General features: G+C 73.5%; 22 protein-coding genes. 15 read left to right on the forward strand and 7 right to left on the reverse strand.

Annotated features, from left to right (window positions below; genetic code table 11):
- Position 1 precedes the first annotated feature (1 nt).
- Complete coding sequence (locus JAO84_RS27805; RefSeq protein WP_370415270.1) at positions 2-1,441, forward strand: NAD(P)/FAD-dependent oxidoreductase; 1,440 nt, start codon at positions 2-4, stop codon at positions 1,439-1,441.
- A gap of 12 nt (positions 1,442-1,453) precedes the next feature.
- Here the strand turns inward: JAO84_RS27805 and JAO84_RS27810 are convergent, their stop codons facing one another.
- Positions 1,454-2,449 carry a GlxA family transcriptional regulator gene (locus tag JAO84_RS27810; protein ID WP_370415271.1) on the reverse strand — a complete coding sequence of 332 codons (996 nt, stop codon included), beginning with the start codon at positions 2,447-2,449 and terminating at the stop codon, positions 1,454-1,456.
- Positions 2,450-2,712: 263 nt separating this feature from the next.
- On the opposite strand from JAO84_RS27810, the gene JAO84_RS27815 reads away from it, so the two are divergent.
- The 3 genes from JAO84_RS27815 to JAO84_RS27825 are packed head-to-tail and all read left to right on the forward strand — an operon-like array spanning position 2,713 to position 7,629.
- Complete coding sequence (locus JAO84_RS27815; protein WP_370415272.1) at positions 2,713-5,325, forward strand: YfhO family protein; 2,613 nt, start codon at positions 2,713-2,715, stop codon at positions 5,323-5,325.
- 40 nt (positions 5,326-5,365) lie between these two features.
- On the forward strand, positions 5,366-6,331 hold the full coding sequence (locus JAO84_RS27820) for a glycosyltransferase family 2 protein (RefSeq protein WP_370415273.1): 966 nt from the start codon (positions 5,366-5,368) through the stop codon (positions 6,329-6,331).
- Between the two features lie 2 nt (positions 6,332-6,333).
- A complete protein-coding gene (locus JAO84_RS27825; RefSeq protein ID WP_370415274.1) occupies positions 6,334-7,629 on the forward strand; it encodes a polysialyltransferase family glycosyltransferase in 1,296 nt (431 codons plus the stop codon).
- Here the strand turns inward: JAO84_RS27825 and JAO84_RS27830 are convergent.
- The gene (locus JAO84_RS27830; protein ID WP_370415275.1) at positions 7,626-8,408 is read right to left on the reverse strand and encodes a VOC family protein; all 783 of its coding nucleotides are present in this window, start codon (positions 8,406-8,408) and stop codon (positions 7,626-7,628) included. The two genes, JAO84_RS27825 and JAO84_RS27830, sit on opposite strands and share 4 nt — an antisense overlap.
- A 212-nt stretch (positions 8,409-8,620) precedes the next feature.
- On the opposite strand from JAO84_RS27830, the gene JAO84_RS27835 reads away from it, so the two are divergent.
- The gene (locus JAO84_RS27835; protein ID WP_370415276.1) at positions 8,621-9,451 is read left to right on the forward strand and encodes a sulfurtransferase; all 831 of its coding nucleotides are present in this window, start codon (positions 8,621-8,623) and stop codon (positions 9,449-9,451) included.
- Between the two features lie 68 nt (positions 9,452-9,519).
- Here the strand turns inward: JAO84_RS27835 and sepH are convergent, their stop codons facing one another.
- Positions 9,520-10,581, reverse strand: coding sequence for a septation protein SepH (gene sepH / locus JAO84_RS27840; RefSeq protein ID WP_265864937.1), 1,062 nt, complete (start codon positions 10,579-10,581; stop codon positions 9,520-9,522).
- Between the two features lie 455 nt (positions 10,582-11,036).
- Between sepH and JAO84_RS27845 the strand changes: the two genes are divergently transcribed.
- Entirely contained in the window at positions 11,037-11,771 is a 735-nt protein-coding gene (locus tag JAO84_RS27845; protein ID WP_370415277.1) for a hypothetical protein, read from the forward strand.
- Positions 11,772-11,774: 3 nt separating this feature from the next.
- Here the strand turns inward: JAO84_RS27845 and JAO84_RS27850 are convergent, their stop codons facing one another.
- Positions 11,775-13,115 carry a D-arabinono-1,4-lactone oxidase gene (locus tag JAO84_RS27850; RefSeq protein WP_370415278.1) on the reverse strand — a complete coding sequence of 447 codons (1,341 nt, stop codon included), beginning with the start codon at positions 13,113-13,115 and terminating at the stop codon, positions 11,775-11,777.
- Complete coding sequence (locus tag JAO84_RS27855) at positions 13,054-14,316, reverse strand: MFS transporter (RefSeq protein ID WP_370415279.1); 1,263 nt, start codon at positions 14,314-14,316, stop codon at positions 13,054-13,056. Before JAO84_RS27855 ends, JAO84_RS27850 begins: the two co-directional genes overlap by 62 nt.
- A 182-nt stretch (positions 14,317-14,498) precedes the next feature.
- Between JAO84_RS27855 and JAO84_RS27860 the strand changes: the two genes are divergently transcribed.
- A complete protein-coding gene (locus tag JAO84_RS27860) occupies positions 14,499-15,626 on the forward strand; it encodes a ferrochelatase (RefSeq protein ID WP_370415280.1) in 1,128 nt (375 codons plus the stop codon).
- A gap of 25 nt (positions 15,627-15,651) precedes the next feature.
- A complete protein-coding gene (locus tag JAO84_RS27865; RefSeq protein ID WP_370415281.1) occupies positions 15,652-16,452 on the forward strand; it encodes an inositol monophosphatase family protein in 801 nt (266 codons plus the stop codon).
- Positions 16,453-16,525: 73 nt separating this feature from the next.
- Here JAO84_RS27865 and JAO84_RS27870 read toward each other — a convergent pair whose 3' ends face one another.
- Positions 16,526-16,699 carry a hypothetical protein gene (locus JAO84_RS27870; RefSeq protein ID WP_265864943.1) on the reverse strand — a complete coding sequence of 58 codons (174 nt, stop codon included), beginning with the start codon at positions 16,697-16,699 and terminating at the stop codon, positions 16,526-16,528.
- 350 nt (positions 16,700-17,049) lie between these two features.
- Between JAO84_RS27870 and JAO84_RS27875 the strand changes: the two genes are divergently transcribed.
- The 4 genes from JAO84_RS27875 (at position 17,050) to JAO84_RS27890 (ending at position 20,724) form a co-directional block, all read left to right on the forward strand.
- Positions 17,050-17,703, forward strand: coding sequence for a response regulator transcription factor (locus JAO84_RS27875; RefSeq protein ID WP_265864944.1), 654 nt, complete (start codon positions 17,050-17,052; stop codon positions 17,701-17,703).
- 4 nt (positions 17,704-17,707) lie between these two features.
- Positions 17,708-18,958, forward strand: a complete 1,251-nt coding sequence (locus JAO84_RS27880) for a sensor histidine kinase (RefSeq protein ID WP_370415282.1) — start codon at positions 17,708-17,710, stop codon at positions 18,956-18,958.
- 398 nt (positions 18,959-19,356) lie between these two features.
- On the forward strand, positions 19,357-19,653 hold the full coding sequence (locus JAO84_RS27885; protein WP_003955561.1) for a DUF4193 domain-containing protein: 297 nt from the start codon (positions 19,357-19,359) through the stop codon (positions 19,651-19,653).
- Between the two features lie 12 nt (positions 19,654-19,665).
- Positions 19,666-20,724, forward strand: a complete 1,059-nt coding sequence (locus JAO84_RS27890) for a hypothetical protein (RefSeq protein ID WP_370415283.1) — start codon at positions 19,666-19,668, stop codon at positions 20,722-20,724.
- Between the two features lie 51 nt (positions 20,725-20,775).
- Here the strand turns inward: JAO84_RS27890 and JAO84_RS27895 are convergent, their stop codons facing one another.
- On the reverse strand, positions 20,776-21,255 hold the full coding sequence (locus JAO84_RS27895; RefSeq protein WP_370415284.1) for a DUF3093 domain-containing protein: 480 nt from the start codon (positions 21,253-21,255) through the stop codon (positions 20,776-20,778).
- Between the two features lie 58 nt (positions 21,256-21,313).
- On the opposite strand from JAO84_RS27895, the gene JAO84_RS27900 reads away from it, so the two are divergent.
- Genes JAO84_RS27900 through JAO84_RS27910 form a run of 3 tightly spaced genes read left to right on the forward strand, consistent with a single transcriptional unit; the run spans position 21,314 to position 23,173 of the window.
- Positions 21,314-21,898, forward strand: a complete 585-nt coding sequence (locus JAO84_RS27900; RefSeq protein WP_265864948.1) for a PaaI family thioesterase — start codon at positions 21,314-21,316, stop codon at positions 21,896-21,898.
- Positions 21,898-22,410 (forward strand): dUTP diphosphatase, encoded by a 513-nt coding sequence (gene dut, locus JAO84_RS27905; RefSeq protein ID WP_017237679.1) that lies wholly within the window; start codon positions 21,898-21,900, stop codon positions 22,408-22,410. The genes JAO84_RS27900 and dut overlap by 1 nt, the downstream gene beginning before the upstream one ends.
- 1 nt (position 22,411) lies before the next feature.
- Complete coding sequence (locus tag JAO84_RS27910; protein ID WP_265864949.1) at positions 22,412-23,173, forward strand: DUF3710 domain-containing protein; 762 nt, start codon at positions 22,412-22,414, stop codon at positions 23,171-23,173.
- Positions 23,174-23,369: the final 196 nt, after the last annotated feature.

Here is a 23,369-nt window from a genome sequence, read left to right on the forward strand (position 1 = left end):
CGTGGCCGAACTGCGCCTGTCCCCGACCTGGCCCCACCCCGACACCCCGTCCCCCGCCCGCCGCACCCCCTGGCTCCGCGACGCCCTCGCCGCCGAGACCGAGGCGACCACAGGTGTGGATCGCACACCACCGCTCACGGACGAGATCCGCTGCGACGTGTGCGTGGTCGGCGGCGGCTTCACCGGACTCTGGACGGCCCTGGAGATCCTGCGCCGCGCTCCCGGCACCGACATCGTGCTCATCGAGGCCGACGTGTGCGGCGGCGGCGCCTCCGGTGCCAACGCCGGCTTCCTGATGCCCATGTGGGCCCGCTTCAGCAGCCTGGTCGCGATCGGGGGCCACGAGGAGGCGCGCAGGATCGGCGAGGCCTCCGCCGCCGCCGTCGACGAGATCCTCGACTTCGCCGACACCCACGGCATCGACATCGAGCACCGCCGCGGCCCCTGGATGTGGGCCGCCTCCTCGCCCGCCCAGCGCGGCGCCTGGCAGCACACCCTGGACGACCTGCACCGGGCCGGGATCGAACCGCTGCACCGGATCACCGCCGCCGAGGCCCGCGAGACCGTCGGCACCCGCCACCACTACGGAGCGGTGCTCGACCCCGGCTGCGTCACCCTCCAGCCCGCCCGGCTGACCCGCGGGCTGCGCCGGGTCGCCCTGGACGCGGGCGTACGGATCCACGAACGCACCCCGCTCACCGCGCTGCGGCCCGCCCCGCGCGGCACCGTCCGCGCCCGCACCCCGTACGGCGCCGTGGACGCCGACAAGGTGGTGCTCGCCGTCAACGCCTGGGCCGGGCAGCTCGAAGACCTCGGCCGCCGCATGGTCACCGTCGCCAGCGACACCGTCCTCACCCGGCCGATACCGGACCGGCTCAAGGCCCTCGGCTGGGACGGCGAGGTCTCCGTCTGCGACTCCCGGCGGCGCCTGAACTACTACCGCACCACCCCCGACGGGCGGCTGCTCTTCGGCAAGGGCGGCTCCGGCGTCGCGTACGGCGACCTCGGCCCCAGCACCCTGTGGGGCGACGCCCTGCGCCCCGCCGAACTGCGGGCCCACCTCGCCCGCCTCTTCCCCGAACTCGCCGACGCGCCCGTCGACATGCGCTGGACCGCGCCCGTCGAGTACTCGGTGACCCATCTGCCCTTCGCCGGGTGGCTGAGCTCGGTGCCCGGCGTCTGCTACGCCACCGGCTACTCCGGCGACGGGGTCGGCCCCTCGCGGCTGATGGCCAGGGTGCTCGCCTCCCTCGTCCTCGGCACGGACGACGAGTGGTCGCGCTCCGCCTTCACCCGGGTCCCCGGCGGCTGGTTCCCGCCGGAGCCGGTGCGCACGCCGGGCGCCCGCCTGGTGCTTCCGGCGCTGCGGGCGATGGAGGCCCGGGAGGACCGCGGGGGCCGGGTGCCGGACCTGGTCAAGCGGCTGGTGGAGGTGTTCTGACCATCGGGGGGTTCACTGGTCCGGCACCGCCCGGAAGCGGCGCCGGTACTCCATCGGCGTGGTGTCGAGCCGGCGGCGGAAGGCCCGGATCAGGGTGTCCGTGGTGCCGAACCCGCAGCTCGTGGTGATCCGTTCGAGGGTCGCGTCGGTCGACTCCAGCAGGTGCCGGGCCCGTTCGACCCGCGCCGACTCGATGTAGGCGCTCGGGGTGGTGCCCAGCTCGGACTTGAAGATCCGGGTCAGCTGCCGCTCGCTGATGTGCGCGCTCGCGGCCAGGTCGGCGAGGGTGAGCCGGCCGCCGAGGTTGCGGGTGACGTAGTGCCGCAGGTCCTCCACCCGCCGGGTGGTGGAGACCGGTTCGAGCGGCACGCTGAACTGGCTCTGCCCGCTGGGCCGCTTCAGATACATCACCAGCTGCCGGGCCACCCGCAGCGCCGTCGGCTCGCCGAAGTCCTCGGCGACCAGCGCGAGCGACAGGTCCAGGCACGAGCTGATGCCGGCGCCGGTCCACACGTCGCCGTCCCGGACGAAGATCGGGTCGGCGTCCACCTCGACCGCCGGGTGCTCGGCGGCCAGCTGCCCCGCCGTCGACCAGTGGGTGGTGGCCCGCTTGCCGTCGAGGAGCCCGGCGGCGGCCAGGATGTGCGCGCCGACGCAGACCGAGGTGACCCGGCGGGTCCGCGCGGCCAGGGTCTTCACCCAGGACACCACCACGGGGTTGACCAGGGCCCGCACCCGCCGCTCGCCGTCCGTCTCCACCGAGCCGGGCACCAGGAGGGTGTCGATGCTCCGGGCCGCCGCCTCCGCGAAGGTCAGGTCGGGCAGCACGCGCACCCCGGCCGAGGTGGTGACGGGCGCCGTCGACTCGGCGGCGAGGACCACCTCGTACCCCGTCGCGTCGTCCGTCTCGCGCCGCAGCAGCGCGAAGACCTCGGGCGGGCCGGTGACGTCGAGCAGGTCGACGCCCTCGAAGAGGACGATGACGACGAGCCGTCCGGCGTCGCTCACGATGTCCCCCCCCCTCCTCCCCGGCCGCCCGGCCGGCACGCTGTCCGGTTCCGCATCGTAGACGCCGTGACCGGCGCGCGGCCGGGGCACCGGCTGTTCACCTGCGGTGCGCCCGCAGACCTCCTCCCGATCGGGCGGCGGTCGCACGGCTCGGAGGTAATGCGTCTCTACGACGATCAGACCACGCGCCGGGCAGCGCCGAGCGGCCCGCCGTGCCGAGCCGAGTCGCGCCGCACCGCGCCGCCGACCGCCCAGGAGGACGTGTGCCAGCCGCAGCCGAGACCGCGACCCGTCCGTCCCGGCCCCGGCTGCGGGCGGCGGCCGGTGCGGCGCTCCTCACCGGAGTGCTGTTCTGCCTGGCCTCGCGGCTCGCCGGGAGCCACCCGTTCGGCTCCCGGACCCGCAACATCGTCGACCTGGGCCAGCAGTACCTCCCGTACCACTCCTACTGGCGCCGACTGCTCCTCGGCGAGGCCGACGGCGACCTGTTCCTCAACTGGTCCTCGGGCTTCGGCAGCAACTTCCTGGGCGACCTCGGCACCTACCTCAGCAGCCCCTTCGACCTGCTCGTGGTGGTCTTCCCGGCCGACCGCCCCGAACTGGCCCTGTACGTCATCACCGCGCTCAAGATCGCCACCGCGGGCGCGGCCATGGCGGCCCTGCTGCTCACCCTGCGGCGCGGCCCGTGGCCGGTCGCCGCGCTCCTCGGCACCGCGTACGCGCTCTCCGGCTGGACCTTCAACTACGGCGCCACCGTGCCCATGTGGCTCGACGGCCTGGTCGCCTTCCCGCTGCTCTGCCTGGTGGGGGAGTGGGCCCGGAAGCGCCGCCGGCCGGTGCTCGGGCCGCTGGTCGTCGCCATCGCCTGGATCGCCAACTTCTACACCGCGTACATGGCCACCATCGGCGCCGCGGTCTTCCTCCTGGTCCGGCTGCTCACCACCGACGACACCGGCTCCGAAGGGGCCGTCCGCCGGCCCCGCCTCGCCGCGCTGCTGCGCGCCGCCCGTACCGTCGCCATCGGCGTCGGGCTCGCCGCCCCGCTCGTCCTCGTCGTCTTCCTCGGCACCAAGGTCGCCGACCCGACCCCGCCGACCCCCTTCGCCCCGGCCGCCTGGACCGACGTCCTCGCCCGCTTCCTGCCGGCCACGGCGAGCGTCGCCTCGCCCGCGCTCTTCATCGGCACCCCGGCCCTGGCGCTCGCCCTCACCCTGCCCTTCAACAGTGTCGTCGCCGGCCGCGTCCGGGCCGGCTGGGTCACCGCGATCGTCCTGGTCACGCTCTCCCTGCAGTGGGAGCCGACCCATCTGCTCTGGCACGCCGGCGCCTCGCCCAACGGCATTCCGTACCGTCAGACCTTCGTCCTGTGCGGCCTGTTGCTGATGGCGGCCTGGCTGTCCGTGGCCGGCGGCCTGCCCCGGCCGCTCGCCCTGCTCGGCGGCGCCGGCACGCTCGCCTTCCTCGCCCGGGCCGCGGCGGTCAGCGTCGACATCGACCGCTGGACCTATCCGGCCGCCGCCGGAGCCCTCGCCCTGGCCGCGCTCGCCGCCGTCGCCGCGCTGCTCGCCCGCTCCCGCCCGGCCGGCCGGCTGCTGCCCGTGCTCGCCGTCGGCCTGCTGCTCGCCGCGCAGGCGGGGGAGACCCTGGTCACCGGCAAGCGCATCGAGGAACAGCAGCTGAGCAAGGTCTCCTGGGCACCCCGGATCGGCCCCTGGCACACCGGCATGGCCGCCGCCGTCGCCGCGAAGGACGCCTGGCCGCGGCACCGCACCGACCCCGGCGAGGTCCCGGGCGGCAACGACGTCCTCCTGGTCGGCGGCGAGGGCGCCGACTACTACAGCAGCCTCACCTCCGACACGTACTCCCGCACGCTCGCCGCCCTCGGCTTCGGCTTCTACGCCAAGGGCCGCCACCCGGTCAGCCTCGACAACCCGGTCACCGACGCGATCTTCTCCATCGGCACCCGGATGCGCTCCACCCCCGAGGGCCCGCTGGAGCTCGACCGGCTCCCGGAGGCCCGGATCGAGGTCGCCGAAAGTCCCGTGCCGCCGCTCGTCACCGTCCGCCCGGGCCCGCCCGCGCCGGCCCCCGCGCCCGGCTCGGCCGCCGACACCGCCTTCGCCCGCCAGGAGCGCATGCTCGGGAGCACGGTGTACGAGGTCCCGGCCGACCCGCGCCGTACCGGCACCCCCGACGGAACCGGCGCCACCCTCACGGCGAACTGCCCGGCCGGCTCCGAGGTGTGGCTCTGGGCCCCCGAGTACCAGGGCACCGCAGCCCTCTCCGGCAGCCCGGCCACGACCCCGCCCGCGGAGTTCGCCGGCAAGCTGCCCTCCGTGCTCGCGCCCATGCAGCGGCTCGGCACCGTCCCCGCATCCGGCGCCGTACGGATCGAGCTGACGCCCGAGCCGAAGGCCGAGCCCCGGCTCAAACTGCCCGCCCGGCCGGTCGGCTGCCTGGAACGGCACCGGCTCGACAGCGCCGTACGCGAGCTCACCGCCACCGGCGCCACCGCCGTCCGCGCGACCGGCCACACCCTCACCGCCGAGCTGCCCGCCGGCAGCACCGGCACCGCCGTGCTCGCCGTCCCCCGGATCTCCGGCTGGCGCTGCGCCGCCGGCGACGCGCCCCTGGAACCCGCGCACCGCCGCCTCGGCCTGCTCGCCGTCCCCCTCGACGGCAAGGCCACCACCGTGACCTGCTCCTTCCGCCCGCCCGGCGTGAAGCCCGGCGGCGCGGCCGGCGCGGCGGCCCTCCTCGCGCTGCTCCTCACCGCGTGGCTCCACCGCAGCCGCCGGACCCGTGAACCCGCCCGACGGCGAGAGTTCACCGCCCGTGCACATCCGGCTCGTTCAACGGAGAAGACCCCTGTCTAGCCTGCCCGACCAGTACCGATCAGCGAGTTGGTGAGTCCGAGTGCCGAAACTGTCCGTCGTCGTGCCCTTCCACAATGTGGGGCCCTACGCCCCCGACACCCTGCGCAGTCTCGCCGACAACGCGGACGACGACACCGAGTTCCTGCTGATCGACGACCACTCCACCGACGAGACGCCGGACCTCCTCGACCGCTGGAAGAGCCGCATCCCGCAGGCCACCGTCATCCGCCACGCGACCAACCTCGGCGTCGCCCAGGCCCGCAACACCGGCATCGACGCCGCCACCGGCGACTACATCACCTTCCTCGACGGCGACGACTGGTACGCCCCCGGGCACCTGCGCGCCATGGTCGACGGGATCCACCGCCTCGGCGTCGACTTCGCGCGCACCGACCACGTCCTGTCCACCGGCCGGAACCGGCAGATCCGCTACGCCCCGGCGAAGCTCCGCGACACCGCCATGGACCCGCGCGACGGCATCGCCCCGTCCAGCATGATCACCATGGTCGACTACCCCTTCGTCCCCTTCGGCGTCTACAGCGCCCGCCTCTTCGAGAACGGCACCGGCCGCTTCGAGACCAAGCTGCGCACCGCCGAGGACCGCCTCTGGATCTGGCGCCTCCACCTCACCGCCACCAGCTACGCCGCGCTCTCGCTGCACGGCTGCTTCTACCGCCGCGGCGTCACCACCTCGCTCACCCAGATCACCGACAACCGGCAGCTGGACTTCATCCCGTCCTACGACCTGCTGCTCGACGAGGTCGGCCGGGACCGCGAGGCCGACCACTTCCTGCCCAAGGCCGTCCGCACCTACTGCGCGATGATCGCCTTCCACATGGCGAAGTCCGACCGGTACGAGGCGGCCGTCGGCAAGCGGCTGCGCCGCGACGTCACCGACGCCCTGCGCCGGATGCCGCAGCGGGTCCTCGACGAGACCCTCGCGACCATGGACACCCCCCGCAGCAATCTCCTGAAGAGCCTGCGCGACACCGGAAAGGCCGCCTGAGCATGCCGACCACGGAACGCGACCCCGTCCAGATCTTCCAGGTGTCCACCCTCTACGGCGCCGCCACCGTCGCCGCCGCCATCGACGCCGGCCGCTTCGGCGCACCCGGCGCGGCCCGGCGCCTGCTGCTCGTCTCGAACAACGCCGAGATCCCCGAGACCGCCGTCCGCCTGGAGACGATGACCGGCTACGCGCAGGTCGCCTCCCGCTTCGACGGCGTCCTCGACTGGAACGAGGCCGTCCACCCGCACCACCCCAGCTCCTGGGCGCCCCGCCCCGAGGAGGCCCCGCTCTGGCAGCGGGTGCTTCGCACCGCCTGGGAGCTCGGCACCGCCCCCGTCGAGCTGGTCGTCGAGTCCATCCAGGTCAACCCGGCCAAGGCGCTCGCCGCGGTGTTCGCCGAGAGCTCCGTGCACGTCTACGCCGACGGCCTGATGAGCTACGGCCCCACCCGCGACGAACTGCCCCAGTCCATCGCCTGCCGGATCCGCCGGGTGCTCCACCTCGACCTGGTGCCCGGACTGCGGCCGCTGCTCCTCACGGAGTACGGCGTCGGCGCCGAGCTCGTCCCCGACGACGCCTTCCGCGCGGTGCTGCGCGAGATCGCCACGGCCTCGGAGAGCCCGGCGGAGAACGCGGCCCTCGCCGCCGCGACCGCCGCCGCCCCCACCGCCCTGCTCCTCGGCCAGTACCTCGCCGTCCTCGGCATCCTCACCGTCGAGGAAGAGGAGGAGCTGCACGTGCGGATGCTGCGCGGCGCCGCCGCGGCCGGCCACCGCTCCGTGGTCTTCAAGCCGCACCCGACGGCCCCCGCCGGCTACTCCACCGCCCTGCGCGAGGAGGCCGCCCGCACCGGCGTCGACCTCACCGTCCTGGACGGCCCGCTGCTCGCCGAGACCTTCTACGAACGATGCCGCCCAAACCTCGTCGTCGGGTGTTTCTCGACCGCGATGCTGACGGCCGCCGTCTACTTCGGCGTGCCGATCGCCCGGGTCGGCACCGGAACGGTCCTGGACCGCCTCACCCCGTACGAGAACAGCAACCGGGTCCCGCTCACGGTCGTCGACCACCTGGTGCCCGACCTGGCGGCCGGCGCCGCGCCCGCCGTGCCGGGCGCCGCCCCCGACAGCCTCGCCCCGCTCATCCGCGCCGTCGGCTACTGCATGCGCCCGTCCGCGCACCCCGGCCTGCGCGAGGAGACGGCCGCCTATCTCGCCGCGCACGGCACGGACCCGGCCCTGGCCCACCACTTCCCGGCCGAGCGCCTTGCGGAGCTGGAGCTGAAGGTCCGGGCCTAGCGGTCGTTACGGTCGGCCGAGCGGACGAGGGTGAACACCGCGCCCTCCGGGTCGGTCACCTGGACCAGCCGCCCCGCCGTGCCCTCGCGCGGCGGGCGGACCACCTGGCCGCCCAGGTCCACGACCAGCCGGGCGGACGCGTCGACGTCGGCCACCTCGAAGTACGTCATCCAGTGCGCGCCCCGGTCGCGGGGCAGGGCCGTGCCCACCCCGTGCAGCGAGGCGACCGGGCGTCCGTCGAGGTGGAGGGTCAGATAGTCGAAGTCGGCGGACACCACCGGCTCGACGTCGTAGTCGAAGACCGTGCCGTAGAACTTGCCGACCGAGGCCGTCTCGTAGGTCAGCAGCTCGTTCCACACCGGCGTCCCGGGCGGTCCGGCCGTCGCCGTGCCGTGGTGGGCGTCGGCCTGCCAGACCCCGAAGACGGCACCCGCCGGGTCCGCGCAGATCACCAGCCGGCCGGCCTCGCCCGCGTCCAGCGGGCCGACCGCGACCGTGCCGCCGCAGCAGCGGATCGTCTCCGCCGTCTCGTCGGCGTCGTCGGTGGCCAGATAGGGAGTCCAGGCGATCGGCAGATGCCGGTCCGGGGGCAGCTGACCGATCCCGGCCACCTCCCGCCCGTCCAGGAGCGCACGCACATACGGGCCGAGCTGCTGCGGACCCGGCACGAAGTCCCAGTCGAACAGCGCGGCGTAGAACTCCTGCGTCGCGTCAAGTCCGTGCACCATCAGGCTCACCCAACAGGGCGTACCGGGTGTGCGCCGAGTCGCCTCGGTCATCGTCACTCTCTTCTCGCCAGTGGCCGTGCGCGGTGGGCCGTGCGGGCCGTGCGGGGGCCTCCTGGCGGGTCCCTGCCCGCGCGCCGCCCGCCGTACACCTGGACCGGACGGCCGTCCCGACCCGATGGTGACACCGCGGGACGGCCCGCGCGCCCCGGACGAATCGGGCGGGTGCCGTCCGTCAGGGGGCGGGCTGCGCGAGGATGGCTCCCATGAAGCCCATCATCTCCGCAAGCGAACTCGTCAGCGAATCGGCCGGGGCGACGCCGCCGGTCCTCCTGGACGTCCGTTATCTGGCCGTCGGCGGTCCGCCCGGAAGGCCGGAGTACGAGGCCGGGCACATCCCCGGTGCCGTGTACGTGGACCTGGACGCCGAACTCGCGGGGCCGCCCGGGGCCGGCGGGCGGCACCCGCTGCCGGACCTGGCCGCCTTCGGCGCCACGATGCGCCGGGCCGGAGTGTCGGCCGGCACCCCGGTCGTGGTCTACGACGGCGGGCTCGGCTGGGGCGCGGCCCGCGCCTGGTGGCTGCTGCGCTGGGCCGGGCACCCGAACGTCCGGGTGCTCGACGGCGGCATCGCCGCGTGGACGGGGGAGCTGTCCAAGGACGTGCCCGCGCCCGCGCCGGGCGACTTCGAGCCGCGCCCGGGCGGCCTCCGGCTGCTCGACGCGGACGGCGCCGCCTCGCTCGCCCGCTCGGGTCTGCTGCTCGACGCGCGCGCCGCCGAGCGCTACCGGGGCGACGTGGAGCCGATCGACCGGATCGGCGGCCACATCCCGGGTGCCGTCTCGGCCCCCACGATGGAGAACGTGGACGGAACCGGGCGCTTCCGCTCCGCCGAGGCCCTGAGGGCACGGTTCGCCGGGCTCGGCGCCGACTCCGCGGGTGAGATCGGCGTCTACTGCGGCTCCGGCGTCTCCGCCGCCCAGGAAGTGCTGGCCCTGGAGCTCGCGGGCTTCGAGGCCGCGCTCTACGCGGGCTCCTGGTCCGAGTGGTCCGGCGACCCGGCCCGCCCGGTGGCGACGGGCCCGGACCCGCAGTAGCCGCGGCGGTACGACGAAGGGCCCGCGCCATCACCGTGGCGCGGGTCCTTCCCCGTACGACAACAGGGTCAGTCCGACGACTGCTTCTTGCGGCGGGTGCCGAAGACGATCTCGTCCCAGCTGGGCACCGCCGCACGCCGGCCGGGGCGGACGCCGTCCGCCTCGGCCTGCCGGTCGGTGGTGCCGATGAGCCGGTCGCGGTGGCCCGAGACGGCCCGCGGCATCAGGACGTCCGCATAGGCGGAGCCGGCGCCCGCGGAGGCCGCCGGGGCGGGCGGCTCCTCGGCCTCGACCTCGTCGGAGGGCTCACTGACCGGCTGCTCGGGCACCACCAGGTCGCCGCGGAAGCTCGGCACCGCCTCCAGGAGGCTGGTGAGCGAGTCGCGCTCCTCCTCCGGCTCGGGAGCCGGGGCGGGCGCGCGGTCGATCTGCCGGTCGAGGGCACGGTCGAGCGGCCGGTCCCGGGGCAGCCGGGCGATCCGCGGCACGAACGGGAAGCTCGGCTCCGGAACGGCCGCGAGGGTGTCGTCGGTCTCGCCGATCAGCGCCCGCGCCTCGTCGTCCACGGCCTGGACGAGCCGCCGCGGCGGGTCGTACGTCCAGCTCGCCGTGTGCACCTCGCCCGCGACCCGGTAGACGAGCAGCACCTCCCAGGTGCCGTCGTCGCGGCGCCACGAGTCCCACTGCACGGTGTCCTTCTCGGCGCCGCGCAGCAGCAGCCGCTCCTGCACCGCCTCGCCGAGCTGGGGTCCGGTGTTCTCGCCGGGCCGGCGCACGGGGGTCTTGCGGGCCCGCTCCGCCATGAAGGCGCGCTCGGCCAGCACGGGGCCCTCGAAGCGGCGCACCCGGTCGACGGGGATGCCGGCGAGCTGCGCGACCTCCTCGGCGGAGGCACCGGCCCGTATCCGGGCCTGGATGTCGCGGGGGCGGAGGTGGCTCTCGACCTCGATCTCGATCTGTCCGAGCCGGGCGCGGTCGTTGCGGACCGCGGCACGCAGCCGCTCGTCGATCGGAAGTGTGTACTCCGTGTTGTCAGCAGCCTTCAGCACCAGTCGTGTGCCGTCGTTCGAGACGGCCACGACACGCAGTTCGGGCATGGGAACCTCCCGGGTGGTGCCTGCCGACGTCACGTGCGTCGCTGCTTCCGCTAGTCGAGTGTGGCCTGCCCGGGTGCAGCCTGCCACAACCCTGCCGAGTTGCCCGGCGTGTCGGGCATGGACCCTGGAACGCCGTTATGGCACGGTTACCTGAATGCGACGCAGAGTGACTGGCGGTCACGCTGTGTCGCGGTGCCCGTGCGGTGCTGCCGTGGCGCCGCCGGTTCGAGTGCCACCTTCGGCCCCCTTCCGTCGATTCCGGACACCCGTGAGGGAATCCGGACCCAGGGCTCGCCACAGTACTCCATTCGGGCCATCCGGGTGGAGCGGCGCGCCGCCCAACTTCTCGGGCGGCTTCGGAGTTGAGTCTTCGTGATCCCGGCCCCCGCGTGTCCCTCTTCACAGAAGTGTCGGAAACGGAACTAATCCCTTCGCCCATTTGTCCCTTCTGGGTGCACGCGGGAACGAATGAACGAGCTGGGACGGACATGCCCGAAGAGAAGAAGAAACGGTTCGACCTGAGCCTTCCTCAGGTCGCGGGCAGCGCGCTCGCGGCCGTGCTCGCCGCCAAACTCGCCTCCACGCTCGGTGTCTACGGCACCATCCTCGGCGCGGGTGTGATCAGTGTCATCGCCACCTGCGGCGGCCCGCTCCTCCAGCACCTCTTCAAGCGCACCGGCGAGCAGGTGCGCGAGGCCGCCGCCCCGGCGAAGCAGCCCAAGGAGCCCCAGCGGTCCCCGCAGCCCCAGCGGCCCCAGGGACCGGGGGAGTTCGGCGAGCCCACCGTCCACGGCACCCGGATGCGCGGCCGGCGCCGCCCCGCGCTCGCCGCCGCCGCGGTCTTCCTGCTCGCGATGGGCGGCATCACCGCGTACGAGCTGACCTCCGGTCAGGACCTCGGCGGCACCAAGGGCACCACGACCTTCGGCTCGGCGGTGCGGGGCGGCGACCGGGCCGACGACGGCGGCAAGGGGGAGGACTCGCCGTCCCCGACGCCCCGGCGGGAGGGCGGTGGTGCCGGGACGCCGACCCCGGACGGTGCGTCAGGCGGTGGCGGGACCGGTACGGCGACGCCCGATCCGACCGGCACGCCGACCGCCGGCCCGACTCCGACGCCGTCCGGCTCCGTGGAACCCACCGACGGGCCCACGACCACTCCGCCGCCGACCACCCCGCCGCCGAGCACCGCGCCCGCGAGCCCGCCGGCGACGGCCGCCGAGTGACCGTCAGTCGCCGAGCACCCGGCGCAGATAGTCGTTGCCGAAGCGCCGGTCCGGGTCGAGCCGGTCGCGCAGCGCCGTGAACTCGCCGAAGCGCGGATAGGCCTTCTCGAAGTAGGCGGCGTCCCGGGTGTGCACCTTGCCCCAGTGCGGGCGCCCGCCGTGCCCGGTCATGATCCGCTCCACCGCGGTGAAGTAGGCGCGGTGGGGCGTGCCCTTGTAGAGGTGCACGGCGATGTACGCGGACTCCCGGTCCGAGGCCGTGGACAGCGCGATGTCGTCGGCGGGCGCCGTCCGCACCTCGACCGGGAAGCTCACCTTCAGCGGCGAGCGCTCGATCATCGCCTTCAGCTCGCGCAGCGCCGACACGGCCGCCTCACGCGGCAGCGCGTACTCCATCTCCAGGAAGCGCACCCGGCGCGGCGAGGTGTAGACCTTGTACGGGATGTCCGTGTACGTACGGGCGGACAGCGCCCGGCTGGAGACCTTGGCGAGCGCCGGGATGACCGGCGGCACGGCCCGGCCCAGCGAACAGGCCAGCTGGAAGACCCCGTTGGAGAGCAGCTCGTCCTCGACCCAGCCGCTCACCCGGCCCACCGGAGCGGCGGGGCCCGCGCTGCGGTTGTTGCGCTTGGTGTTGCAGTTGTCGGTGTGCGGGAACCAGTAGAACTCGAAGTGCTCGTTCTCCGCGTGCAGCTGGTGGAACTCCGAGGTGACCCGGTCGAAGGACATCGGCTCCTCGCGCGCGGTCAGCAGGAAGACCGGCTCCACGGCGAAGGTGAGGGCGGTGACCACGCCGAGCGCGCCGAGACCGATCCGGGCGGCGGCGAAGACCTCGGGGTTCTCGGTGGCCGAGCAGGTCATCAGGGTGCCGTCGGCGGTGACCAGTTCCATCGCGCGGATCTGCGCGGCGATCGAGGCGGAGTCCCGCCCGGTGCCGTGGGTGCCGGTCGAGGTGGCGCCGGCCACCGTCTGCTCCATGATGTCGCCCATGTTCGTGAGCGACAGGCCCTCGCGCGCGAGCGCCGTGTTGAGCCGCTTCAGCGGGGTGCCGGACTCCACGGTCACGGTCATCGCCTCGCGGTCGATCCGGCGGATGCCGCTGAGCAGGTGCGGGCGCACCAGCACCCCGTCGGTGGCGGCGATGGAGGTGAAGGAGTGGCCGGTGCCGACCGTCTTCACCCGCAGGCCGTCCTCGGCCGCCCTGCGCACGGCGTCGGCGAGCTCCTCGGCCGAGGCCGGGCTCACCTCCCGCACGGGGCGGGAGGTGACGTTTCCCGCCCAGTTACGCCACGTGCTGCCCGCCGCCCTGGTGCTCCGCCCCGGCTGCGTCGTCGACCTGGTCAAGCTGCCCCTCCCGCGTCGGCGCCGGCCTGCGCAGCCGGCGGTGGCCCAGGAGCGCCACGGCGACCGCGAGCGCACCCGACAGGACGGGCACCACGTACCCCGACTCCGCCCCCGACGCGTCGACCACCCAGCCGGCGGCCGAGGAGCCCAGCGCCACACCGATCGCGAGCCCGGTTCCCGTCCAGGTCATGCCCTCGGTCAGCTTGGTGCGCGGTACGTGCGCTTCGACGAGGGCCATCGTGGTCACCATCGTCGGTGCGATGGAGAGGCCCGCGACAAAGAGCGCCACGGCCAGCAACGGCAGGTTCCCGGCCAGTAGGAGGGGGATCATACTCACGGCCATCGCGCCCACGCCCACGAGCCAGCGCACCGCCGGGTCGCCCTTGACCCGGAGCAGTCCGAAGACCAGGCCGGCCAGACAGGAGCCCAGCGCGTACACCGCGAGCACCAGGCTGGCGGCCGACTTGTGGCCCTGCTCCTCGGCGAAGGCGACGGTCACCACGTCCACCGAGCCGAAGACGGCGCCGGTGGCCACGAAGGCCAGGGCGAGCACCTGGAGGCCGGGGGAGCGCAGCGCCGAGCCGCCGGAGTGGGTCTCGCGCGGGTGCGGGACCGGCTCGGTGGCGCGCTGCGAGGTCAGCCAGAAGACGCCGGCGGCGAGGAAGGCGCCGGCGAGCAGCGGACCCGCCTCGGGGAACCAGGTGGTCGACAGGCCGATCGAGATGATCGGTCCGAAGATGAAGCAGATCTCGTCGACGATCGACTCCCACGAGTACGCGGTGTGCAGCCGCTGGGCGTCGCCGTGGTAGAGCGCCGCCCACCGCGCGCGGGTCATCGCGCCGAGGCTGGGCACGGTGCCGACGAAGGCCGTGAAGACGAACAGGGTCCAGTCCGGAGCGCCGAACTTCACGCACAGCAGCAGCCCGGCGGCGGCGGTCAGCGAGATCAGGGTGGCCGGGCGCAGCACCGCGCGCTGCCCGTGCCGGTCGACCAGGCGGGAGATCCGCGGGCCGAGCGCGGCGGCCGAGAGCGCGAGCGTCGCGGACAGCGCGCCCGCGAGCCCGTACCGCCCGGTGACCTGCGAGATCATGGTCACGATGCCGATGCCCATCATGGACAGCGGCATCCGGCCGATGAAGCCCGCGACGGAGAAGGCCGTACTGCCGGGGGCCGCGAAGATCGCGCGATAGGGACTGGGCAAGGGGATCTCCGGGCTCGGGCAGGCATGCGGGACCGCACGGCGGGGCGCACACGTGTCAATTAATAGCTAAAGCCTACGGCTTTGAAGTCGCCCGGTCACTCGCTTTTCCGGTCGGGCTTCCGGTCGGTCTTCCCGTCGGGCCGCACCACGGACCGTCAGTGGCGGGTGGCAGGATCGGTGCCATGTCCGACGCGCTCGATCCCGCCCCGTACGACGCCCTGCTGCTGCTCTCCTTCGGTGGTCCGGAAGGCCCCGACGACGTGGTCCCGTTCCTGGAGAACGTGACCCGCGGCCGCGGCATCCCCAAGGAACGCCTCAAGGAAGTGGGGCAGCACTACTTCCTCTTCGGCGGCGTCAGCCCCATCAACGGCCAGAACCGCACCCTGCTCGACGCCCTGCGCGCGGACTTCGCCGCGTCCGGCCTCGACCTGCCGGTCTACTGGGGCAACCGGAACTGGGCGCCGTACCTCACCGACACCCTGCGCGAGATGATCACCGACGGACGGCGCCACATCGCCGTCCTCGCCACCAGCGCGTACGCCTCCTACTCCGGCTGCCGGCAGTACCGGGAGAACCTGGCGGACTCGCTCGCCGAGCTGGAGGCGGAGGGCCTGCCGCTGCCCCGCGTCGACAAGCTCCGGCACTACTTCAACCACCCCGGTTTCGTCCGCCCCATGATCGAGGGCGTGCTCGCCTCCCTCGCCGAGCTCGACGAGTCCGTGCGGGCCGGCGCCCACCTCGCCTTCACCACCCACTCCATCCCCGACTCCGCCGCCGACACCTCCGGCCCCGTCGGCGGCCACGGCGAGGGCGGCGCCTATGTCCGGCAGCACCTCGACGTGGCCCGGCTGATCGCCGACGCGGTCCGCGAGGAGACCGGCGTCGAGCACCCCTGGCGGCTCGTCTACCAGTCGCGCAGCGGCGCCCCGCACATCCCGTGGCTGGAACCCGACATCTGCGACCACCTGGAGGAGCTGCACGGCGCCGGCGCCCCCGCCGTCGTGATGGTGCCGATCGGCTTCGTCTCGGACCACATGGAGGTCCTGTACGACCTCGACACCGAGGCCACCGCCAAGGCCGCCGAGCTCGGGCTGCCGGTCCGGCGCGCGGCCACCGTCGGCGCCGACCCCCGGTTCGCCGCGGCCGTGCGCGAGCTGGTCCTGGAGCGGGCCGCGGGCGAGCGCGGGCAGCGCGTCGAGCGCTGCGCCCTGGGCGCGCTCGGCGCCTCCCACGACCTGTGCCCGATCGGCTGCTGCCCCGGCCGGGCCGAGCGCCCGGCCGCCGCCGGCGCCGACAGCCCGTACGCGTGACCCCGACGCCGAAGGAGACCGAGGCATGACCGACCCCCTGCTCACCGAACTGCACGAGCTGGCCCTGGAGGCCGGCCGGCGGGCCGGCGCCCTGCTGCGCGACGGGCGGCCCGACGACCTGGCGGTCGCCCAGACCAAGACCAGCGCCGTCGACGTGGTCACCGAGATGGACATCGCCGCCGAGAAGCTCATCACCGGCTTCCTCACCGAGCACCGCCCGCACGACGGCCTCCTCGGCGAGGAGGGCGCCGCCACCCCCGGCACCAGCGGGGTGCGCTGGGTCATCGACCCGCTCGACGGCACCGTGAACTATCTCTACGGCCTGCCGACCTGGGGTGTCTCCATCGCCGCCGAGCGGGACGGCGAGACCGTCGTCGGCGTCGTCGAGGTCCCGATGCGCGGCGAGACCTTCCACGCGACCCTCGGCGGCGGCGCCTGGCTCGGCGACCGGCGTCTCGCCGTCCGGCCCGCGCCCGAACTCGGCCAGGCCCTGGTCGCGACCGGCTTCGGCTATGTCCAGGCCCGCCGCGACCACCAGGCCGCCGTGGCCCGCGAGCTCCTCCCGCAGGTCCGCGACATCCGCCGCGGCGGCTCCGCCGCCATCGACCTCTGCGACCTCGCGGCCGGCCGCCTCGACGCGTACTACGAGCGCGGCCTCAACCCCTGGGACCTGGCCGCCGGCGATCTCGTCGCCCGCGAGGCGGGCGCCCTGACCGGCGGCCGGGCCGGGGAGCGCCCGTCGGGCGAGCTGCTCCTCGCGGCCCCGCAGGGGCTGTTCGGCACGCTGCAGGAGTTCCTGGAGCGGGCAGGCGCCTGGCACGACTGAGTGACGGCCGTACACACGTCGGAGGGCCCCCGGAACCGATGGCTCCGGGGGCCCTCCGACGTATCCGCGGGGATCAGGCGCAGGCCGCGCCGATCTCCACGCCGTGTTCGGCGGCCAAGCGGTGCAGGTCGTCGAGCTCGGCCTGCTCGACGTCCGCGAGGAAGTCGTCGCCCGCCTCGCGAGCGCGCGTGAGGTCGGACTGCGTGGCCTTGATCCGGTGCAGCAGTCCTGCGGTGAAAGCGTCCATCGTGCGCCCCCTCGTCGTGGGTCGGTGGCACGGGGAGTGCCGGGGGTGGGTGGACCACGCACAGCCACCTCTGGGGGACAGAGAGCGGTAGGTGGCAGGCCACCTACAGGGCGTGATCGCGGGGTGTGCAGCTGTCCTCCCCAGCCCTTCGCGGACGGAAACCTCAACTGGCCCGCCGAATCAGGTGAATTCTTCGTGCGCCCCGGCGGCCGACCGGTCGGGCCGGAGCCCCGCAGGGCGCCTTACAGCCGGTTTACGGGCGTTCGGGGCAGGATGGATACGCACAGTCAGTGCGCAGAACCGCCTTGTCCGCGTGCGGGACCAGGGCGCCCAGGAAAGGACTTACGGACGTGCGCGTACTCGTCGTCGAGGACGAGCAGCTCCTCGCGGATGCGGTGGCCACCGGCCTGCGCCGGGAGGCCATGGCGGTCGACGTCGTGTACGACGGGGCCGCCGCCCTGGAGCGCGTCGGTGTCAACGACTACGACGTCGTGGTGCTCGACCGCGACCTCCCCCTGGTCCACGGCGACGACGTCTGCCGCAAGATCGTCGAGCTGGGCATGCCCACCCGGGTGCTGATGCTGACCGCCTCCGGCGACGTCAGCGACCGCGTCGAGGGCCTGGAGCTCGGCGCGGACGACTATCTCCCCAAGCCCTTCGCGTTCAGCGAGCTCACCGCCCGTGTGCGCGCCCTGGGGCGCCGTACGAGCGTGCCGCTGCCGCCCGTCCTGGAGCGGGCCGGCATCAAGCTCGACCCGAACCGCCGCGAGGTCTTCCGCGACGGCAAGGAGGTCCAGCTCGCGCCGAAGGAGTTCGCGGTCCTGGAGGTCCTGATGCGCAGCGAGGGCGCGGTCGTCTCGGCCGAGCAGCTCCTGGAGAAGGCCTGGGACGAGAACACCGACCCGTTCACCAACGTGGTCCGCGTCACGGTGATGACCCTGCGCCGCAAGCTCGGCGAGCCCCCGGTGATCGTCACCGTCCCCGGCTCGGGATACCGGATCTGAGCCGATGGCCCCGAACAACACGATCCTCCACGCGCCACCGAAACCGCACTGGGACCCCCGGGACCCGGTCCGCCCGCTGCTGCGCCCCACCATCCGGATAAGGCTCACGCTGCTCTACGGCGGGATGTTCCTGATCGCCGGCATCATCCTGCTGGCGATCATCTACCTCTTCACCGCGCAGGCGGTCCGGGACACCACCGCCACCCTGCCCTTCAAGGTGGTCAGCGGCACGGTCACGCCGACCACCGACTGGTGCGAGCTGCCCCAGAAGTCCACCGGCGAGCCCTTCACCGGCGAGCAGCTCAACAACGCCGTCTCGATGTGTCTGCGGCACCAGAGCGACCTCGCCCTGGACGACCTGCTGCGGCGCTCCCTGTTCGCCCTGCTCGGCCTGAGCATCATCGCCTTCGCCTTCGGCTACGCCATGGCGGGCCGGGTGCTCTCCCCGCTGGGCCGGATCACCAGGACCGCCCGCCAGGTGGCCGGCACGGACCTGTCCCGCCGGATCGAGCTGGACGGGCCGGACGACGAGCTGAAGGAGCTCGCCGACACCTTCGACGAGATGCTGGAGCGCCTGGAGCGGGCCTTCAGCGCCCAGCAGCGCTTCGTCGGCAACGCCTCGCACGAATTGCGCACCCCGCTGGCGATCAACCGCACGCTCCTCGAGGTCACGCTCTCCGACCCGGCGGCGCCGGTGGAGCTCCAGCAGCTCGGCAAGACCCTGCTCGCGACCAACGAGCGCAGCGAGCAGCTGGTCGAGGGCCTGCTGCTGCTCGCCCGCAGCGACAACGCGATCGTCGAGCGCAAACCGGTCGACCTGGCCGAGGTGGCCTCCCGGGCCATGGACCAGGCGCGCTCGGAGGCCGAAGCCAAGGGAGTGGAGTTCCGCGGCGAGCGGGCCCCCGCCGTGGTCCAGGGCAACGGTGTGCTCCTGGAGCGGATCGCCCTGAACCTGGTGCAGAACGCCGTGCGGTACAACGTGCCGGCGGACGGCTGGGTGGAGGTCGTCACCTCCGTGCAGGGCGGTCAGGCGGTCCTGGAGGTGTCGAACACGGGCCCGGTCGTCCCGGCATACGAGATCGACAATCTTTTCGAGCCATTCCGGCGCCTCCGGCAGGAGCGCACGGGCAGTGACAAGGGAGTCGGCCTCGGCCTGTCGATCGCGCGCTCCGTCGCGCGGGCGCACGGCGGCCGTATCATCGCCGAGCCGCGCGAGGGCGGCGGACTCGTGATGCGTGTCACTCTGCCGATCTGACACACTGCACGAAGCCGACCGGTTTTGTTCGCTTTGCGCTGAATTTCCGGTTCTCTTTCCTCGGGTCGTTCTGTGTGATCGATCACAGGGGTGAGTGTCCGGTCCTCCACTCTCCGTGATCGCGAATTCCCGCGGAAAACCCGGAAAAGTCCGGGTTTCCGGGGGTCCGAATGACGGGAAGTACACGGGGTGGCACCTGTGAGGGAGGGCCGCAGGACCGTGTACGGTCCGCTTCGCCACCCAAAGCCGGTCACTCGTGAGAGGGCGGATTGGGTGTCGATTGAGTAACAGACCTTGATGTGAGGCAAAATCTCCGCCTCAGGTCGGGCACAAGTCCGGCCTCTCACGCGTTACGTGCGCTGGAGACACCGCAAACCACCCAGAGGGGGAGAGCTGACATGGCAACGGATTACGACACCCCACGCAAGACCGACGACGACGTCGACTCGGACAGCCTTGAGGAACTGAAGGCCCGCCGGAACGACAAGTCGACCTCGACCGTCGACGTCGACGAGTTCGAGGCCGCCGAGGGCCTGGAGCTCCCGGGCGCCGACCTCTCGAACGAGGAGCTGGCCGTCCGGGTCCTGCCCAAGCAGGCGGACGAGTTCACCTGCATGAGCTGCTTCCTCGTGCACCACCGGAGCCAGCTGGCCCGGGAGAAGAACGGTCAGCCGATCTGCCGCGACTGCGACTGAGATCGAGTGACCGTGGCAGGCGACACACCGTCTCGGAAGCGACGGCTCCGGCTCCCCGGGAGGCCGGAGGCGTACCAGGGCGGCTCGGGCCCGGCAGAGGGCGTCAAGGACGCTCCCTCCGCCGAGCACTCCGCCCCCCTGCCCGCACCTGGCGCACGTGACGACGGGCGAGGCCGCACGGCCTCGCTCGAAGCATCCGACGCGCCGCACCGGGCCGGTCACCGGCTCGACCCGGACACCACCCTCGGCCCGGACACCCACCCGGACCTCACCGGCCTCGCCGGCACCAGCCCGGACACCCGCGACGGCACCGCGAAGCGCGGCGTCCTGCGGCGTGTGGCCAACCCCGCGCGCGTCCAGCTCGAGCGCATCAGGCTCGACAGCGCCCGCATCGAAGCCGTACGACGCGGAGTCAAGCGCGGCGGTCAGGGCGCCAGGGCCGGCATCGGCTATCTCGCGGACCGCGTCATCGAGATCGCTCCGCGCGTCCCCGTACGGGACCTCGCGACCCTCCGGCGGCAGTTCCCCGGCCTCGGCCCCGAGCAGATCGCCGACAAGCTCATCTCCGGCGCGTCCAGGGCCAGCGCCACCGTCGGCGCCGGCATCGGCGCCGCCGCCATGCTGCCCGTACCGCCCGCGATGGCCGCCGAACTGGCCGCGGAGATCACCGGCGTCGCCGCCATCGAGCTCAAGCTCGTCGCCGAGCTGCACGAGGTCTACGGCCTGCGGCCCCCGGGCACGCTCCCCCAGCGCTCCACCGCGTACCTCACCGCCTGGACCGAGGAGCGCGGCATCGACCCCACCAAGCCGACCACGGTCAACGCGGCGCTCGGCGGACAGATGAAGCGCGAACTGCGCCAGCAGATCATGAAGCGCATGATGCGCAACCTGCCGAACCTCACCCCGTTCATGGTGGGCGCGGCCGTCGGCGCCGTGATGAACCGGCGCGACACCAGGAAACTCGCCGAGCACGTCCGCAAGGACCTGCGCGCCCGCCAGATCCCCTGGGACGCCCTCCCGGCCCTGCCGCCCCTGGAGCAGCCGGAGAACCCCAAGGAGATCGACTTCTAGCCTCTGGAGGGCCCTGAGGGCCCCTGGAGGCCCTCCCGGGTCTTTCGCCGGCTAGCGGACCTCGGTGCGGGCCGCCTCGATGGCCGCCGCCAGCGCCTCCGGCTCACGGCTGGACAGATAGACGTACGGCGTCGGGTCCTCCGGGTCCGTGACCTCGACCCGTACCGCCGTCGCCACATAGCTGCGCATCACCATGAACGCGCGCGGGTCGGCCTTGTGCGTGCGCCAGGCGCGCGCCTCCTCGGCATCGAGCACCTCGGGCGCCCCGAGCGCCGACGCCGGAATCCGCGCGTCCCCCGCGACCAGCGAGCCGGCCACCACCCGGATCCGGGCCGAGCCGTAGGAGGAGACGCCCACCGCGGCGAGCGCCCCCGCGGCGAGCAGACCGCCGAGCGCCGGCACCGTCCCCAGCGGGAACATGATCAGGGCGCCCGACAGACCGATCAGGGCCGCGATCAGCCACCAGGAGCGGGGTGCGGTCAGACGTTCGTCGAAGCTCGGGGCGGTCGCGGGCGCGGAAGGCTGCTGCATGTTCCCAAGCTTGGCACGGCGCGACCCGCGCCCGGCCGCGCGGGTAAGGTCTGCGCCTGTGACTGGAACATCTGCCGCTCTCACCCCGCCGGCCGACGCCATAGCGCCGGTACGCCACCCCGACGCGCCCGCCCCCGGCGAGCCGCTCGGGGCGCACTACGAGTACTGCTTCGGGTGCGGCGGCGGGCAGCCCCATGGTCTCCACCTGGAGGCACGCGCGGGCGAGGGCGTGACGGTCACCGCGGAGTTCACCGTGACCCCCGACCACCAGGGCGCCCCCGGCCTCGCGCACGGCGGCGTGCTCGCCACCGCGCTCGACGAGACCCTCGGCTCCCTGAACTGGCTGCTGCGGGTCATCGCCGTGACCGGGCGCCTGGAGACCGACTTCGCCCGGCCCGTCCCGGTCGGCACCGTGCTCCACCTCCAGGCCGAGGTCACCGCCGTGCACGGCCGCAAGATCTACTCGACCGCCGTCGGCCGGATCGGCGGGCCCGAGGGCCCCGTCGCCGTCCGCGCCGACGCCCTCTTCATCGAGGTCAAGGTCGACCACTTCATCGACAACGGGCGCCCGGAGGAGATCCGGGCGGCCATGTCCGACCCCGACCAGGTCAGGCGCGCCCGCGCCTTCGAGGTGAACCCCTGATGCGCAATCCCGTCGACGTACTCATCCGCCGGGTGGACCCGGAGGTGCCGATCCCCGCGTACGGCCACCCCGGCGACGCCGGCGCCGATCTGGTGACCACCGAGGCCGCCGTGCTCGCCCCGGGGGAGCGGGCCGTGCTGCCCACCGGGGTGTCCATCGCGCTGCCCGACGGCTACGCCGCCTTCGTGCATCCGCGCTCCGGGCTCGCGGCCCGCTGCGGAGTCGCCCTGGTGAATGCCCCGGGGACGGTCGATGCCGGGTACCGTGGAGAGATCAAGGTGATCGTGGTCAATCTCGACCCGCGCGAGAGCGTGCGGTTCGAGCGCTTCGACCGGATCGCCCAGCTGGTCGTCCAGCAGGTCGAGAAGGTGCGCTTCCACGAGGTGGCGGAGCTTCCCGGCTCTGCGCGGGCCGAGGGGGGCTTCGGGTCCACCGGCGGTCATGCCGCCGTGGACGGCACTACGGGTGGGAATCGATACGCTTCGGTCGTATCCGACCGGGAAGGACAGTGACGTGTTCGGACGTCGCAAGAAGAGCGGTGCCGCCGAGGACGCCGCCGAGCAGGTCGTCGACGCGGTGGACACCGAAGACGCGACCGACGCCGCCGGAGGGCAGCGCCGGGTGAACCTTCCGCCGGCACCCCGGCCCGACGGTCCCTGGGACATCTCCGAGGTCAGCCGGCCGGAGGACGGCCGGGTTGATCTCGGCGGCATCTTCGTGCCCGGTGTCGAGGGCATGGAGCTCCGGGTCGAGGTGGCGGGCGACGCGATCGTCGCGGCCACCGTCGTGCTGCGCGACAGCGCGGTGCAGCTCCAGGCCTTCGCCGCCCCCAAGAAGGAGGGCATCTGGGGCGAGGTCCGTGAGGAGATCGCCAACGGCATCACCCAGCAGGGCGGTGTCATCGACGAGATCGAGGGCCCGCTGGGCTGGGAGCTGCGCGCCCAGGTCCCGGTGCAGCTGCCCGACGGCAACCGGGGCGTCCAGCTGGTGCGCTTCGTCGGCGTCGACGGCCCGCGCTGGTTCCTGCGCGGCGTGATCTCCGGCCAGGGCGCCGTGCAGCCGGAGGCGGCCGGCCTCCTGGAGCAGATCGTCCGGGACACCGTGGTCGTCCGCGGCGAAGGGCCGATGGCCCCGCGCGACCCGATCGTCCTCAAGCTGCCCAACGACGCCCAGATGGTCCCGGACGGCGTGCAGCAGGACGATCAGTCCGGCTCCCGCTTCTCCGGCGGCATGGGACAGCTGCAGCGCGGCCCGGAGATCTCCGAGATCCGCTGAGCCCGGTGAGTCGAGCAGGCCCGGTGGGCCGCTCCCGCTCGCTCGTACCTCGGGTACGGGTGGGGCGGGAGCGGCCCACCGGGTTTTCCACAGCCGGTTTTCCACAGGCCTGGTCCCGCCCCCACCCGCGGCACATACTGGCGGAGCACACGTTCGAACCAGGGGGGTACCACGGTGAGTGAGAGCAACGCGCGGA

Origin of the sequence: Streptomyces fradiae, from assembly GCF_041270065.1 — a bacterium.
In the GTDB taxonomy this organism is placed as follows: domain Bacteria; phylum Actinomycetota; class Actinomycetes; order Streptomycetales; family Streptomycetaceae; genus Streptomyces.

What these genes read in the sequence shown, in the direction of transcription:
- JAO84_RS27825 (WP_370415274.1), top strand. Translation starts at nt 6,334, where the DNA reads ATGCCGACCACGGAACGCGACCCCGTCCAGATCTTCCAGGTGTCCACC.
- JAO84_RS27830 (WP_370415275.1), bottom strand. Translation starts at nt 8,408, where the DNA reads ATGACCGAGGCGACTCGGCGCACACCCGGTACGCCCTGTTGGGTGAGC.
- JAO84_RS27835 (WP_370415276.1), top strand. Translation starts at nt 8,621, where the DNA reads ATGAAGCCCATCATCTCCGCAAGCGAACTCGTCAGCGAATCGGCCGGG.
- JAO84_RS27845 (WP_370415277.1), top strand. Translation starts at nt 11,037, where the DNA reads ATGCCCGAAGAGAAGAAGAAACGGTTCGACCTGAGCCTTCCTCAGGTC.
- JAO84_RS27860 (WP_370415280.1), top strand. Translation starts at nt 14,499, where the DNA reads ATGTCCGACGCGCTCGATCCCGCCCCGTACGACGCCCTGCTGCTGCTC.
- JAO84_RS27865 (WP_370415281.1), top strand. Translation starts at nt 15,652, where the DNA reads ATGACCGACCCCCTGCTCACCGAACTGCACGAGCTGGCCCTGGAGGCC.
- JAO84_RS27870 (WP_265864943.1), bottom strand. Translation starts at nt 16,699, where the DNA reads ATGGACGCTTTCACCGCAGGACTGCTGCACCGGATCAAGGCCACGCAG.
- JAO84_RS27880 (WP_370415282.1), top strand. Translation starts at nt 17,708, where the DNA reads ATGGCCCCGAACAACACGATCCTCCACGCGCCACCGAAACCGCACTGG.
- JAO84_RS27885 (WP_003955561.1), top strand. Translation starts at nt 19,357, where the DNA reads ATGGCAACGGATTACGACACCCCACGCAAGACCGACGACGACGTCGAC.
- JAO84_RS27895 (WP_370415284.1), bottom strand. Translation starts at nt 21,255, where the DNA reads ATGCAGCAGCCTTCCGCGCCCGCGACCGCCCCGAGCTTCGACGAACGT.
- dut (WP_017237679.1), top strand. Translation starts at nt 21,898, where the DNA reads ATGCGCAATCCCGTCGACGTACTCATCCGCCGGGTGGACCCGGAGGTG.